Origin of the sequence: Bradyrhizobium sp. IC3123, from assembly GCF_020193625.1 — a bacterium.
Lineage (GTDB): Bacteria > Pseudomonadota > Alphaproteobacteria > Rhizobiales > Xanthobacteraceae > Bradyrhizobium > Bradyrhizobium yuanmingense.
Map to the genome: position 1 here is coordinate 244,509 of NZ_JADYVF010000010.1, position 13,069 is coordinate 257,577.

The following is a 13,069-nucleotide window of genomic DNA, read 5'->3' on the forward strand; positions in this document are numbered from 1 at the left end:
TCATTACAGCTTTGAAATAATTATACAAAAGAACGATCAAGGGTCGCCTTTGATCGCGATCTATCACGTCATATCACGCCCTTGTGATGGCCCCTTGGGAACGAATCCCCCCGATACTAGGTTGATGGGCACCGGAAGCATGAACCTGCCTCAAATGGCCGGCGACTACTTCGGGTAGATGGCGGCAGGAGGCTTCCATGAACCACTCGATCTACAGCGCAGATCGCGCGACCCATTTGAAAATCGTGGTCGTCGCCCTCGTCGCAGGGATCGCGGTGGCTGGCCTCGGCATTACGGCGCGCTCGGGTTCGGATGAAGGCCTGACCCAGACCGCCCGCGTCATCAAGGCCGGCAAGCCGGTCGTTGTCACCAGTTCGAACGCGTCCCTCGTTCGCTAAGGAGATCTGACGAGTTTTGTGAATTCACGCGGCTCTTTACCAGCCCCCCAAAGTCGCCACGTGGATATGTAGACGACCCCAACCCCAAGTCGACTACAGAAAGCGCCCGCCCCCCACGGGCGCTTTCCCATTTCTGGTATCTCGTCATTGCGAGCGCCCGCGCGTCCAATTCGTCATTGCGAGCGCAGCGAAGCAATCCAGACTGCCTCCGCGGAAAGACTCTGGATTGCTTCGCTGCGCTCGCAATGACGGAGCAAGCGGCACGCCGTCGCCAACTATCGCGCCCCGTAAGTCGGCGGCGGCGCCTGCACGGTCGGGGCGGCGGCAGCGAACAGCTCGTCCCTGCGTCCCGAGAGCGGCGGATAGATGCGCTTGCGGTTGATGGTCTGTTTGGTCGCCTTTGCCTCCGCGCCTGTGGCACGGACCTCGCGATTCCATCCTTCGGTATAGAGCGCGCCCCAGCCGCCGAGGTCGAGCACGGTGACGTACCAGTCGATCCGCAGCGGCAGCATGGGCAGGCCGACGAGATCGGCGACCACGTTGTGGCCGGCGAAGCGGCCCATGGGACGGGCGAACTGGCAGGACATCACCGTCGGATGCAGCCCGTCGATCACGCTCGAGGCGACGTCGCCGGCCGCGAACACGCCGTCGACATCGGCCACGCGCATGAAGGGATCGACGAGGAGACGCCCGAGGGAATCGCGCCCACCCGGAAAGCTCGCGGCCAAAGGGCTTGCCCGCATGCCCGCGCACCAGATCACCGTCCGTGCCGGAATGAATTCGCCCGAGCTCAGGCGCATGCCCGCGGCCTCGATCGCGGCGACACGCACGCCGAGCCGCGTCTCGATGTCGAGCGAAGCCAGGGCCGTCTCGATCACCGGGCGCGCGTTCGCGCCGATGCTGGCGCCGACGCTCGGATTGGGATCGACCAGGATGATGCGGCGGCTGCCGGTGATGCCTGCGCGCGCCAACCGGTCCGGCATCTCAGCTGCGACTTCGATGCCGGTGAAGCCGGCGCCGACCACGACCACCGTTGAATGGCCCGGAGACGGCGCGCTGCGTCCGAGCGAAACCAGATGATCTTCAAGGCGGAGCGCCGCGGCATAGGTGTCGACGTCGAAGGCGTGCGCGGCAAGGCCGGGAATGTCGGGACCCATCACCGCGCTGCCGAGCGCCAGCACCAGGCGGTCGTAGTGCAGCGTCTCCGCGCCGGCGCTGGTGACGAGCGAGATTTCGCGCCGGGCCGGATCGACGGCCTCGACCTCGCCAAGTCCGTGGCTGACGCCGATCGGATCGAGCAGTTGCGGAAGCGGAAGCGCGACCTCGGCGAGATCGGCCTCGTAATTGCGCACGCGGATATTGTGATAGGGATTGCGGTCGACGAGACGGATCTCGATGTCGCGATCGCTCGCACCGATCTCCTCGCGCTTGCGCGCGGCGCCGATGGCCGCCCACAACCCCGCAAACCCGGCGCCGAGCACGACGATACGCGCCATCTCCGCCTACTGCACTTTCCCGAGGAAACCTGCGGCCTGCCCGCGGAGACAGACTAGCGCAACAACAGGCGCCGACCAAATGCGGCGGCGTCCGCGCCGCTGCACAAAATCGCGATTTACGCCTCGCGCAGCTCCGACGGCGTCGTGCCGAAGCGCTTGCGGAAGGCGCGGTTGAAGTAGGACAGATCGGAGAAGCCGGAGGAATGCGCGATGTCGCTGATCTTGCGCATCCTGGCGCGGGGATCGCCGAGCAGCTTGCGCGCGTGGAGCAGGCGCTGCTCCAGCACGAATTCGGTGAAGGTCGTGCCGGCCTGCTCGAACAGGCGCTGGGCCTGGCGCGGGCTCAGGCCCGAGCGCGTCGCAACTTCGGCGAGGCAGAGATCGTTACGGCCGAGTGCGGCCATCACGTCGGCGCGCATGAGATCGAGGCGCGCCGCCGCCTGCCCGCGGCCGCGGGCGCGGCTTGCGTGCTCGGCATCGGTGCCGAGCAGGAGACCGACGAGATCGACCATGTGCTGCGCGGTCAGGCGCTGGCCGACCGCATCGAGATGCGGCGCGTGATTGGCGGCGAGCGCGTGGTAGCGGAAGATGGTCTCGGCGACTGCGCCGTCGACGAGCACCTGCGAGAGCTTGTCCTCGGCGCGTGGATTGATGTCGAGCAGCGCACGGCGCGGCATGCGAATGCTGGTGAAGCGGTCTGCCTCGGTGTGGCCGACGGTGCCGGTCACGCTCATGTCGACGAGCACCATCTGGGCGGGCGCGAGCTCGACGGTGTGGCCGTTCTGCCCGACGCGGACGAGCCCTGCGTGGGCCGCGATCAGGACGAGATCGTCGCTGCCGTCGGCAAGTTGGCTCTGCGTGCGGGAATATTGCGCCGAGGCGCCTTCCGGAATGGCGAGCGTGATGTTGTCGACGACGCTGATCTGCAGCCGGCAATCGATGCTGTCGCCATGGCTCGGCCCGATATCGAGGCCGCAGCGACCGACGGCCCGCTCGCGCCAATGCTCGAAGGCCGGACCGTGCGGCAGGCCTGCATATTGGTGAAGGAAGATGCCCGGCGTTCTCGCTGCATCCATCTGATTTTCTCGCCCTTTCCGGCATCAATCGCGTTCAAATTCCGGGAATTTGACGCCGTGGACCGAGGCGAGGTTCAAATCGAGGGCGGATTCGGGAGCACTTGTCGGGCTGCGACAGCGGGATGGACCGTGGCGACAGTCGCCGTGGCACCTATTTTTGCGCGGGCGCCTGCGGTTGGGCCGGCGGCACGGTCTCGATCAGCTTGCCGGAAAACACCGGGGCGGAGGTCGGCTGGCCGTTCGGCGAGCCGCCCGCCTGCTCGATGGTGACGGCGAAGGTCGCGCTATTGACGACCTCGGCATCGTAGGAGGCGAGCAGTGGACGCGCGGTGAAATCGCCGGCGCCGATCACGCCGAGCGAGCGCGGGCGCGGCAGCTTGTCCGAGATCAGCCAGAGCTCGAAGCTCTTGCCGGGCTCCGGCGTCGCGCCGACCTTCCGCACCGTGAAATTCCGCGTCGCGCCGTCGATGGTGAGGATGAAGGCGGGGCCACCGCCCTGGCCCTGCAGCAGCGCAACATATTGCGCGGAGGCGGCGAGCGGCGCGGCCGGCGTCTTCACCTCGACCGTCTGGATGCGCGGCGGGGGACGCAAAGCGCCCGGCAGCGCGTCGGGCAGCAAGATCTGCAGCGACAGCGTTACGAGCAGCGCGGCCGCGAGCGCGCCCATGGCGGAAGCGATGGTGCGCCAGCGCTTCACCCGTCTCTCGAGACGAATCACATTGCTGTCGTCGACCACCGGCGCTTGGGCCGCACGGACGAGGTTGGCATCCGGCGCATGGACTTGCGGGATGAATTGCGGCGCGATGTCCGGAACAGCATCAAACTCGGGACGCGGCGCCTCAGGCGCGGCGGCTTCGGGCTGCTGCACCTCAGCCGACTGCGAGCTCTCGGGCGGAGATTCCGCAGCTGCCAGTGAGGGCGTCTCGGGCACAGGCGGCTGTGGTGGCGGCGAAGCTTCGGCAGGCGCAGGCGGCTCCTGCGCGGCGATCGTGCGCGCGATCTCCGCCCTGATGTTCTCCCACACGATCGGACGCGGCTCGACCGAGCCGACCATCTGGTTGAGCACGCCGAGCCGATAGGCCCACGCCTGCACGATCTCGGCGAACGCCGGGTCCACCGCCATCATGGTCTCGACCTGCGCGCGCTCGTCGGCGCCGAGCGTCCCGAGCGCATACTCCGCGGCGAGCGCGATATGGTCCTCCGTGTAGGCCATCAATTGCAGTCCAGAACCACCCTCATCATCCAAGCGATCACAGTCCGAGGCACTCCCGGATATCCAGCATGCTGCGCCGCAGCCACGTCTTCACCGTGTTGACCGGCGCTGAAAACTTCTCCGCCAATTGCTCGCGGCTCCAGCCGTTGTAATAGGCGAGCAGCACGAGCCTCTGACGGTCCGGCTCGAGCCGGCCGATGCATTCCAAGAGCCGCTTCAGCTCCTCGGTCATCTCGCGGCGGGCCAGTGGATCGGGACTTTCGGCCGCGACCTCCATCGCCTGAGGCTCTTCCTCGATGGAGGCTTCCGACTTCTTGCGGACGACGTCGATGGCGCGGTTGCGCGCGATCGAGGCCATCCACGTGATCGGCGAGGACAGGGCCGGATTGAACTGGCCGGCGCTGTTCCAGATCTTGACGTAAGTCTCCTGAATGACCTCCTCCGCGAGATCCTGCCTGCGCAAGATACGGAGCACGACGCCATAGAGTTTCGCGCGCGTGGCGGCGTAGAGGCGCTCGAACGCGGCCTGATCGCCCTTCGCCACCGCCTCAATCAACCCGACCAGCTCCGCTGGCGTCAGCATTCAGCCCCCCAACACGCGGGCCGTCGCGTTCCGCGTAGACCCCGGCACCGCACCACCATAGCGCGCGGCCAAGCGGACCACCAAGGGGCGCGGCGCCACACTGTGGACAGCACATGCAAAAACCCGGACCTTGCGGGTCCGGGTTTTGGCAATTCCTGGAGGGGCGGGCTAGCGGCTCAGGCGACGGCGCCGATGCGGGCACGCATCAGGCCGATGCTGTCGAGGTCGGCCTGCTCGCGGGCGTTCTCCTCGGCGCGCTCGCGGGCCTGGTCGCGCTCGTCGAGCAGCTCGACCTTTTTCAGCTCCTCGAAGGCCTCGGCCAGTGCGGCCTTGGCTTCCTCGAGCTGGCCCTTGAGCTCGTCGGCCGAGCGGGTCAGGTTCTCGCGGCGCTGGATCGCGGCTTTGGCGTAGGTCGGGTAGGCGAAGTGCGAGGGATCGTTGATCCCGGCGCGCTCCTGCTCGGTCTGGATCTCGCGTTCGAGATCGACCGACATGCGCTGGAAGTCGGCGATCATGGTCTCGATCTGGGTGACCCGGCGGCGCTTCTCGTCGACCTGAAACTTCTTCAGGCGGATGAGGGTATCTCGTGACTTCATCGACTCGTACTCCCCAGAAGTCCCCCCGCTGCACGTGGGACGATACCGGTCACCCCACGGGCCCGAAGGGGGCCCAGACCGGCTCTGCTACTCTGTGGGATCGGATGATGACCGGACAAAGTTAGCGTTCCGTTTCCAAATTGCCGAGGATTTGCGCCAATTGGCGATAGCCCTCCGCGAGCGATGCCTTTTCGTCCTTGCGCTGGCGCAGGAAGGCTTCCAGCGGCTCGTTGAGGCGGATGGCCTCGTCGACCTCGGGACTGGAGCCGGCGCGGTAGGCGCCGAGACGGATCAATTCCTCCATGTCGGCATAGGTCGCCATCACCTGGCGCGCCCGCTGGATCACCGGCCAGAACTGCGGATCGGCCGATTTCGGCATCGTGCGCGAGACGGATTTGAGAATGTTGATCGCGGGATAGCGGCCGCGCTCGGCGATCGAGCGCTGCATCACGATGTGGCCGTCGAGGATGCCGCGGACGGCATCGGCGATCGGCTCGTTATGGTCGTCGCCGTCGACCAGCACCGTGAAGATCGCGGTGATGGCGCCCTCGCCCAATCCCGGCCCGGCACGCTCGAGCAGCTTCGGCAACTCGGTGAAGACGGTCGGCGTGTAACCCTTGGCCGTCGGCGGCTCGCCGGCAGACAGGCCGATCTCGCGCTGGGCCATCGCAAAGCGCGTCACCGAGTCCATCAGGCAGAGCACGTCCTTGTCCTCGTCGCGAAAATATTCGGCGACCGCGAGCGTGAGGTAGGCCGCCTGGCGGCGCATCAGGGCCGGCTCGTCGGAGGTCGCGACCACCACGACTGAGCGCGCAAGGCCCTCCTCGCCGAGATCGTCCTGCAGGAATTCCTGCACCTCGCGGCCGCGTTCGCCGATCAGCCCGATGACACTGACATCGGCATCGACGTTGCGCGCCAGCATCGACAGCAGCACCGACTTGCCGACGCCGGAGCCTGCGAAGATGCCCATGCGCTGACCGCGGCAGCAGGTGAGGAAGGTGTTCATGGCGCGCACGCCGAGGTCGAGCGGGCTGCCGACGCGCTTGCGCGAATGGGCGGGCGGCGGCGTATTGCGGAACGGCATCGGCGAAGAGCCCTGCGGCAGCGGCCCCTTGCCGTCGATCGGCTCGCCCAGCGCATTGACGACGCGTCCCAGCCAGGCCGCGGACGGCCTCACCTGGTTGGCGGCATTGGCGATGACCGCCTTGCAGCCGCGGCGCACGCCCTCGAGGCCGGCGAACGGCATCACCACGGCATTGTTGCCGGAGAAGCCGATCACCTCGCACGGAATGGTGCGGTTGGCGCCGGTCTCGATCACCAGCCGCGCGCCGACCGACATCGCGTGGATAGGGCCGGCCACCTCGACCATCAGACCGCGAACGCCGACCACGCGGCCATAGATGTTGATGCCGTCGATATCGCCGATCTGTTCGGCCAGCGCCTTCATCGGGGGGCCTTCATCAGCAGCGCACCTTCATATGAGGGTCCTCATGAGATGGTCGCCTTCGGTGATCCCGGGACATCACGGTGAAAACCTTAAGTTTCGCCATATTTCTGAACGGCGCTTAACTTCGTGTTTACCCGCATCATTAATCATTGCGTCACTGTCTTTGAGACTGAGCGTGCCTCCCCTTCAGAAGAAGGCTGAGTCGCGGGAGTCGGTTAGGCCCGTCTCTTAAAGTGGAGCTTGAACGGAATCGGGTAACGAAAGCTGCTTCGTACGCAAGACCTTAGGGCGATTCGACAAAAATTGCACCGGGGGGACTTGCGTTCCAGAATCAGACTTTGTTAACCATCTGTTGTCAGGATCCGAATCAGTTGTTCAAAGGCGTTTTGTTGAGTGCCGCGAATGCGGCCGACCTGACGCCCAGGAGCGGCGACTATGGGGAACTGGCATGCGCGTTTTGCTGATTGAAGATGACAGCGCCGTCGCGCAGTCGATCGAGCTGATGCTGAAGTCGGAGAGCTTCAACGTCTACACGACCGATTTGGGGGAAGAAGGCGTCGATCTCGGTAAACTATACGATTACGACATTATTCTCCTCGACCTCAACCTGCCCGACATGTCCGGCTACGATGTGCTCAAGCAGCTCCGGGTCTCCAAGATCAAGACACCGATTCTGATCCTCTCCGGCCTCGCCGGCATCGAGGACAAGGTCAAGGGTCTCGGCGTCGGCGCCGACGACTACATGACCAAGCCCTTCCACAAGGACGAGCTGGTGGCCCGCATCCACGCCATCGTGCGCCGCTCCAAGGGCCATGCCCAGTCGGTCATCCAGACCGGCGACCTCGTCGTCAACCTCGACACCAAGACGGTGGAAGTCGGAGGTCAGCGCGTGCATCTGACCGGCAAGGAATATCAGATGCTGGAGCTGCTCTCGCTCCGCAAAGGCACGACCCTCACCAAGGAAATGTTCCTCAACCACCTCTATGGCGGCATGGACGAGCCCGAACTGAAGATCATCGACGTCTTCATTTGCAAGCTCCGCAAGAAGCTCGCCAACGCCTCCGAGGGCCGCAACTTCATCGAGACCGTCTGGGGCCGCGGCTACGTGCTGCGCGAGCCGCACGAGGCCGACGAGCGCATCCCCGCCTGATCCCTGGGTTACGTCGCGAGCCCAGTCAGGCTCGCTCCTCCCAGCCTGGACCCCGCCGCAAATGGCGGGGTTTTCGTTTTTGGGGGGACGCTTCATTGGAAGCTTAACGTTTGAACCCCTAGCCTTCCCCTGCCGACGAATGGTCGCTGCACGATGGGGGAACGATGATCCTGCAATCACTCGCCGGCCTGCCCGCCTTCCTGGTCTATTTCTGCACCGGGCTGATCGTGATCGTGGCCTATCTGTTCGTCTACACCCGCATCACGGCGCATAACGAATTCCAGCTCATTCGCGACAACCAGCCGGCCGCGGCGATCGCGCTTGGGCTCAGCCTGCTCGGCTTCGTGGCGCCGCTGGTCAGCGCCATCGCGCATTCGGCCAACGTGCTGGACTGCCTGATCTGGGCGACGATCGCGCTGATCGTGCAGGTCATCGTGTTCTATCTCGTCAAGGTTCCGGTGCCGGACTTGTCGAGGCGCATCGATGACGGCGAGCTTGCCCCGGCGATCTGGCTCGGCCTGTCCTCGCTCGCCGCGGGCCTGCTGAACGCCGCCAGCATGATCTACTGACATGGCCGACAAACCCGCCAAGAAGGAGTTCGGCAAGCGCCGGCCAGTCGCCGAGCCGCCGCGACCGCCGGTGAAGCGCTCCGGCCACGTCGCGCTGCTGGTGATGGGCACGATCGCCGTCGGCACCACGGCCTATACCTTGATGCCGCGGCAGAACTGCGAGCCCACGCCCGGCGCCGTGCCGGGGCAGACGACCACGACCTGCACGAGCAGCAGCAGTTCGTCGGGCGGCAGCAGTTCGCGCTGGTCGTCGCGATCGAGCTTGTTCAGCGGCGATTCCTCCAGCCATTCCTCGTCGGGAACGTCGTCCAATGTCAGCCATAGCAGCGTGAGCCGCGGCGGCTTCGGCTCGTTCGGCCACGGCTTCTCGGGCGGCGGCTGATCCATGCAGCGCATCACCTGCCTCGAGCGCGACGACTGGCGGGAGACCGCCGCACGATGCGGCTTCGTCTTCCACACCATCGACGGCGAGCGCTATTGGGACGAGCGCGCCTATTATGGCTTTACGCTGGAGGAGATCGAGCGAGGCATCGAGGCGCCGACCGGCGAGATCGACGCGATGTGCCTGGAACTCGCCGGCCGCGTCATCGGCGACGAGCGTTCCTTGCGACGGCTGAAGATTCCGGAAGCGTTCTGGGGCCTGATCGTCGAGAGCTGGAAGCGCGACGACCGCAGCCTCTACGGCCGGCTCGATCTGAGGTTCGACGGCAAGTCGCCGGCAAAGCTGCTCGAATACAACGCGGACACGCCGACCTCGATCTTCGAGGCCGCGGTGTTCCAATGGACCTGGCTCGAACAGGCGATCGAACGCCGCGTCATCCCCTCGCGTGCCGACCAATTCAACTCCATCCACGAGCGGCTGATCGCGGCATGGAAGGAGATCGCTGGGAGCCGTCACGTCCATCTCACAGGGATCACCGGCAACGAAGAGGACGCCGGCACGCTCGCTTATCTCGAAGACACCGCGCGCCAGGCCGGACTCTCGACGACGCTGCTCGACATCGAGCAGGTCGGCTGGCGCGACGAGGCCGGCGGCTTCGTCGACCTCGGCGAGAACGACATCGCGCTCGCCTTCAAGCTCTATCCCTGGGAATGGATGTTCCAGGACGCCTTCGGCGCAAAGCTGAAGGATGCGCCAACGCGCTGGATCGAGCCGCCGTGGAAGGCGGTGCTCTCCAACAAGGGCATCTTGCCGCTGCTCTGGGAGATGTTTCCGAACCATCCCAATCTGCTGCCGGCCTTCTTCGAGGACGATCCGCGCGCCGCCGAGCTCGGCACGTCCTATGTGCGCAAGCCGCTGCTGTCGCGCGAAGGCGCCAATGTCACGCTGGTCTCCGGCGGCATGCCGCTCGACGAGCAGACGGGGCCGTACGGCGCCGAAGGTTTCGTACGTCAGGCGCTGGCACCGCTGCCGAACTTTTCGGGCTGCTATCCGGTGATCGGAAGCTGGCTGGTGAACCACGAGCCCTGCGGGATATCGATCCGCGAGGACGAGAGCCCGATCACGGGCAACCGCTCGCGGTTCTTGCCGCATGCGATTTTGTGATTTTGTCATTCCGGGGCGCGACAAAGTCGCGAGCCCGGAATCCATAACCACAGTCGGATGAAATGGCCCTGGTCTAACCGCCTGCCTATTTCGATGGCCTGTGGTTATGGATTCCGGGCTCCGCGCTTATGCGCGGCCCCGGAATGACAAAGAGAACTCATCTCGCCGCGGCGACCTTCAGCGGCTGCGGCATCAATCCGCCCATCGGACGGCCGGAGCGCGCGGGGTTGAGCTGATAGAGGCCGCGGCGGTCCGCGATCGGGCGGAATGCGTCGGTGATGCCGACGACGGATTCGGCAGCGCCCAGCAGCAGCATGCCGTCGGCTTCCATGGCCTTCGCCATGCGCTCGAAAATCACCGCCTTGGTGTCCTGGTCGAAATAGATCAGCACGTTGCGGCAGAAGATCACGTCGAACGTGCCGAGATGGGAGAAGTCCTGCAGCAGATTGAGCTGGCGGAACTGCACCATGGCGCGAATGTCGGCGTTGAGCTGCCAGAGCTGGCCGGTTTGCGTGAAGTATTTCACCAGATGCTGGATCGGCAGGCCGCGCTGCACCTCGAACTGGCTGTAGAGGCCCGCCTTGGATTTCTCCAGCACCTCCTGCGACAGATCGGTGGCGACGATCTCGATGCGCCACCCCGCGAGCGCCGCGCCCATCTCCTTCACGCACATCGCGATCGAATAGGGCTCCTGCCCGGTCGAGGCGGCCGCCGACCAGATGCGAAGCGACTTGCGCGCCGCGCGCGCCTGGATCAGGCCCGGCAGGATGCTGTCGCGCAGGTGATCGAACGGAATCTTGTCGCGGTAGAAGAACGTCTCGTTGGTGGTCATCGCTTCGACCACGTCGGTCGCAAGCCGGCCGTCGCCGTTCCTGATCTTCAGGACGAGGTCGGGGATGCCGGGAACGCTTGCCTTGCGGGCGAGCGGCAGCAGCCGGCTCTCGACCAGATATTGCTTGTCGGCGGAGAGATCGAGACCGGAGCGCTCTTTCAGGAACTTGCGCAGATAGTCGTAATCTGCGGGCGTCACGAGCGGTCTCCAGCGAACAGGCGGTTGACCTTGGCGCCGATCTGGTTGAGCGGCAGGATCGCCGCGCAGATGCCGGCATTGGCCGCCGCGCCGGGCATGCCCCAGACCACGCTGGAGGCTTCGTCCTGCGCAATCACGCTGCCGCCGGCCGCGACGATGTCCTTGCCGCCGCGCATGCCGTCCGAGCCCATGCCGGTCAGGATCACCGAGAGGATGTTGCCGTGCCAGACGTCAATGGCGGAGGTGAAGAGCGGATCGACCGCAGGCTTGCAGAAATTGACGGCGGGGCCGTCGTCGAGCGCGATCACAGGATCGGCGCCGCTGCGCGTGACGCGCATGTGCTTGCCGCCCGGTGCGAGGTAGATCCGTCCCGGCTTGACCGGCTCGCCGTCGACCGCCTCGGCCGCCGGCCGGCGGCTCGAGCGCGCCAGATGCTCGGCCAGGATGGTGGTGAAGGTCGGCGGCATGTGCTGGGTGATCAGCACCGGGAAGCGATCGATCACGGCGCCGAGCTCGGTGACGAGCGACATCAGCGCCTGAGGACCGCCGGTCGAGGAGCCGATCAACAGCACCTTGGGCGCCTGGGTCGAGAACGGACGCGTTGACACCGAGCCTGACGAGGGGGCCGGAGCGGGCGCAGGCGCGGCAGGCCGCGCGACAGGACTGCGCGCGACGGGAGCCGGGCTCGCCGGCGCCAGCGGCGGACTCGCAACCGCAGACTTGCGACGCAGCCGCGCGCCGAGATGGCGGATCTTCTGGATCAGGTCGTGATGGAAAATGTCCGCGGCCGACGCCTCACGCGTCGATTCCGGCTTGGGAATGTAGTCGGCTGCGCCGAGCGACAACGCCTTGAAGCTGATCTCCGCGTTGCGGCGGGTCAGGGTGGAAGCCATGATGATGACGAGATCGCGCTTCTTGGCGAGCAGTTGCGGCAGCGCCGAGAGGCCATCGAGCTCGGGCATTTCGATGTCGAGCACGGCAACATCGGGATTGATGCGGTCGAGCTGGTTGACCGCCTCGAGCCCGGTGCGCAGCGAGGCCGCGACCTCCATGTCGTGCTCGGCACCAATCCAGCGCGAGATCAGACCGCGGATGACGACCGAGTCGTCGACGATCATCACCCGCAGCGGCCCGGTTTCGCGCGACGTGCCCGTGGTCGAATTACCTGCGAACGCAACACTCATTACACACCAACTCAGACTGAAACGGTTCAGTTGAAAACAAGCGCCGAAGGATCCGTTCAGCCTCCGGGAGATCGCTCAGATCAGGCCGACTTCCTGAAATTTCGCCGTCACGATGTCCTTGTCGAACGGCTTCATGATGTATTCGTTGGCGCCGGCGTGCAGAGCGCGCGCGATATGCGCGACGTCGTTCTCGGTGGTGCAGAACACCACCTTGGGCTGGTCGCCGCCGGGCATGCGCCTGAGATGGCCGAGGAACTCGTAGCCATCCATGACCGGCATGTTCCAGTCGAGCAGCACCGCGTCCGGCAGGCCGCGCTTGCAGGCCTCCAGCGCCTTCTCACCGTCCTCGGCTTCGAGGATTTGGAAGTCGAGCCCCTCCAGGATCCGGCGCGCAACCTTTCGGATGACGCTGGAATCATCAACGACGAGACAAGTTCGCATGTGAACCTCTGCTTCCTTCCCCCCTTTGCGGGGGCACTTCCAATCGCAAGTCCCTCGGCGGCAATGCCGCCGTATCAGGCCGCCATCATCTCGGGCGCGAGCTCGAGGACGCGGTCGACGTCGAGGACGACCATGAGCTGGCCGTCGAGGCGGTGGACGCCGCCGGCGAGCTTGGCCATGCGGGGGTCGAGGTTGACGGGGTTTTCTTCCTTGCCGTCCTCGGGCAGGCGCAGCACCTCGCCGATCTGGTCGATCAGGAGGCCATAGGATTCGCCGCGCAGGTCGACGCCGACCGCCATCGCGGTCTTGCCGTCCTCGTCCTTGGGCAGGCCGAGGCGCG

15 protein-coding genes are annotated in these 13,069 nt (G+C 65.6%); 5 read left to right on the forward strand and 10 right to left on the reverse strand.

What is annotated here, in order from left to right; genetic code table 11:
* Positions 1 to 197: 197 nt before the first annotated feature.
* Complete coding sequence (locus I6F20_RS28200) at positions 198 to 398, forward strand: hypothetical protein (protein WP_036011854.1); 201 nt, start codon at positions 198 to 200, stop codon at positions 396 to 398.
* A 275-nt stretch (positions 399 to 673) separates the two neighbouring features.
* Here the strand turns inward: I6F20_RS28200 and I6F20_RS28205 are convergent, their stop codons facing one another.
* The 6 genes from I6F20_RS28205 to fliI form a co-directional block, all read right to left on the reverse strand.
* Entirely contained in the window at positions 674 to 1,894 is a 1,221-nt protein-coding gene (locus I6F20_RS28205) for an NAD(P)/FAD-dependent oxidoreductase (RefSeq protein WP_225128780.1), read from the reverse strand.
* A 116-nt stretch (positions 1,895 to 2,010) separates the two neighbouring features.
* A complete protein-coding gene (locus tag I6F20_RS28210; RefSeq protein WP_225128781.1) occupies positions 2,011 to 2,970 on the reverse strand; it encodes a helix-turn-helix transcriptional regulator in 960 nt (319 codons plus the stop codon).
* 151 nt (positions 2,971 to 3,121) lie between these two features.
* On the reverse strand, positions 3,122 to 4,183 hold the full coding sequence (locus I6F20_RS28215; RefSeq protein WP_225115055.1) for an anti-sigma factor: 1,062 nt from the start codon (positions 4,181 to 4,183) through the stop codon (positions 3,122 to 3,124).
* A gap of 37 nt (positions 4,184 to 4,220) precedes the next feature.
* The gene (locus I6F20_RS28220) at positions 4,221 to 4,766 is read right to left on the reverse strand and encodes a sigma-70 family RNA polymerase sigma factor (RefSeq protein WP_036011874.1); all 546 of its coding nucleotides are present in this window, start codon (positions 4,764 to 4,766) and stop codon (positions 4,221 to 4,223) included.
* Between the two features lie 176 nt (positions 4,767 to 4,942).
* Positions 4,943 to 5,362: a flagellar export protein FliJ gene (gene fliJ, locus I6F20_RS28225; RefSeq protein WP_025032035.1), complete on the reverse strand. Its 420-nt coding sequence runs from the start codon at positions 5,360 to 5,362 to the stop codon at positions 4,943 to 4,945.
* A 121-nt stretch (positions 5,363 to 5,483) separates the two neighbouring features.
* Entirely contained in the window at positions 5,484 to 6,809 is a 1,326-nt protein-coding gene (fliI, locus tag I6F20_RS28230) for a flagellar protein export ATPase FliI (protein WP_036011877.1), read from the reverse strand.
* 448 nt (positions 6,810 to 7,257) lie between these two features.
* Between fliI and ctrA the strand changes: the two genes are divergently transcribed.
* The 4 genes from ctrA (at position 7,258) to I6F20_RS28250 (ending at position 10,074) form a co-directional block, all read left to right on the forward strand.
* Positions 7,258 to 7,959 carry a response regulator transcription factor CtrA gene (gene ctrA, locus I6F20_RS28235; RefSeq protein ID WP_016848562.1) on the forward strand — a complete coding sequence of 234 codons (702 nt, stop codon included), beginning with the start codon at positions 7,258 to 7,260 and terminating at the stop codon, positions 7,957 to 7,959.
* Positions 7,960 to 8,123: 164 nt separating this feature from the next.
* Entirely contained in the window at positions 8,124 to 8,528 is a 405-nt protein-coding gene (locus I6F20_RS28240) for a DUF350 domain-containing protein (protein ID WP_036011880.1), read from the forward strand.
* A 1-nt stretch (position 8,529) separates the two neighbouring features.
* Complete coding sequence (locus I6F20_RS28245) at positions 8,530 to 8,910, forward strand: hypothetical protein (RefSeq protein ID WP_074448088.1); 381 nt, start codon at positions 8,530 to 8,532, stop codon at positions 8,908 to 8,910.
* A 3-nt stretch (positions 8,911 to 8,913) separates the two neighbouring features.
* Positions 8,914 to 10,074, forward strand: a complete 1,161-nt coding sequence (locus I6F20_RS28250; protein WP_036011885.1) for a glutathionylspermidine synthase family protein — start codon at positions 8,914 to 8,916, stop codon at positions 10,072 to 10,074.
* A gap of 157 nt (positions 10,075 to 10,231) precedes the next feature.
* On the opposite strand, the gene I6F20_RS28255 is transcribed toward I6F20_RS28250, so the two are convergent.
* The 4 genes from I6F20_RS28255 to I6F20_RS28270 form a co-directional block, all read right to left on the reverse strand.
* Entirely contained in the window at positions 10,232 to 11,104 is an 873-nt protein-coding gene (locus I6F20_RS28255) for a CheR family methyltransferase (protein WP_225128783.1), read from the reverse strand.
* On the reverse strand, positions 11,101 to 12,288 hold the full coding sequence (locus tag I6F20_RS28260; RefSeq protein WP_036036029.1) for a protein-glutamate methylesterase/protein-glutamine glutaminase: 1,188 nt from the start codon (positions 12,286 to 12,288) through the stop codon (positions 11,101 to 11,103). Before I6F20_RS28260 ends, I6F20_RS28255 begins: the two co-directional genes overlap by 4 nt.
* Positions 12,289 to 12,363: 75 nt before the next feature.
* Entirely contained in the window at positions 12,364 to 12,729 is a 366-nt protein-coding gene (locus I6F20_RS28265; RefSeq protein WP_007600538.1) for a response regulator, read from the reverse strand.
* Positions 12,730 to 12,803: 74 nt separating this feature from the next.
* Positions 12,804 to 13,069: chemotaxis protein CheW (locus tag I6F20_RS28270; protein ID WP_225128785.1), on the reverse strand; the 266-nt coding region annotated here is incomplete at its 5' end.

Bases quoted from the DNA above. Each gene is read 5' to 3' on its own strand.
- I6F20_RS28200 (WP_036011854.1), top strand. From the start codon at position 198: ATGAACCACTCGATCTACAGCGCAGATCGCGCGACCCATTTGAAAATC.
- I6F20_RS28205 (WP_225128780.1), bottom strand. From the start codon at position 1,894: ATGGCGCGTATCGTCGTGCTCGGCGCCGGGTTTGCGGGGTTGTGGGCG.
- I6F20_RS28210 (WP_225128781.1), bottom strand. From the start codon at position 2,970: ATGGATGCAGCGAGAACGCCGGGCATCTTCCTTCACCAATATGCAGGC.
- I6F20_RS28215 (WP_225115055.1), bottom strand. From the start codon at position 4,183: ATGGCCTACACGGAGGACCATATCGCGCTCGCCGCGGAGTATGCGCTC.
- I6F20_RS28220 (WP_036011874.1), bottom strand. From the start codon at position 4,766: ATGCTGACGCCAGCGGAGCTGGTCGGGTTGATTGAGGCGGTGGCGAAG.
- fliJ (WP_025032035.1), bottom strand. From the start codon at position 5,362: ATGAAGTCACGAGATACCCTCATCCGCCTGAAGAAGTTTCAGGTCGAC.
- fliI (WP_036011877.1), bottom strand. From the start codon at position 6,809: ATGAAGGCGCTGGCCGAACAGATCGGCGATATCGACGGCATCAACATC.
- ctrA (WP_016848562.1), top strand. From the start codon at position 7,258: ATGCGCGTTTTGCTGATTGAAGATGACAGCGCCGTCGCGCAGTCGATC.
- I6F20_RS28240 (WP_036011880.1), top strand. From the start codon at position 8,124: ATGATCCTGCAATCACTCGCCGGCCTGCCCGCCTTCCTGGTCTATTTC.
- I6F20_RS28245 (WP_074448088.1), top strand. From the start codon at position 8,530: ATGGCCGACAAACCCGCCAAGAAGGAGTTCGGCAAGCGCCGGCCAGTC.
- I6F20_RS28250 (WP_036011885.1), top strand. From the start codon at position 8,914: ATGCAGCGCATCACCTGCCTCGAGCGCGACGACTGGCGGGAGACCGCC.
- I6F20_RS28260 (WP_036036029.1), bottom strand. From the start codon at position 12,288: ATGAGTGTTGCGTTCGCAGGTAATTCGACCACGGGCACGTCGCGCGAA.
- I6F20_RS28265 (WP_007600538.1), bottom strand. From the start codon at position 12,729: ATGCGAACTTGTCTCGTCGTTGATGATTCCAGCGTCATCCGAAAGGTT.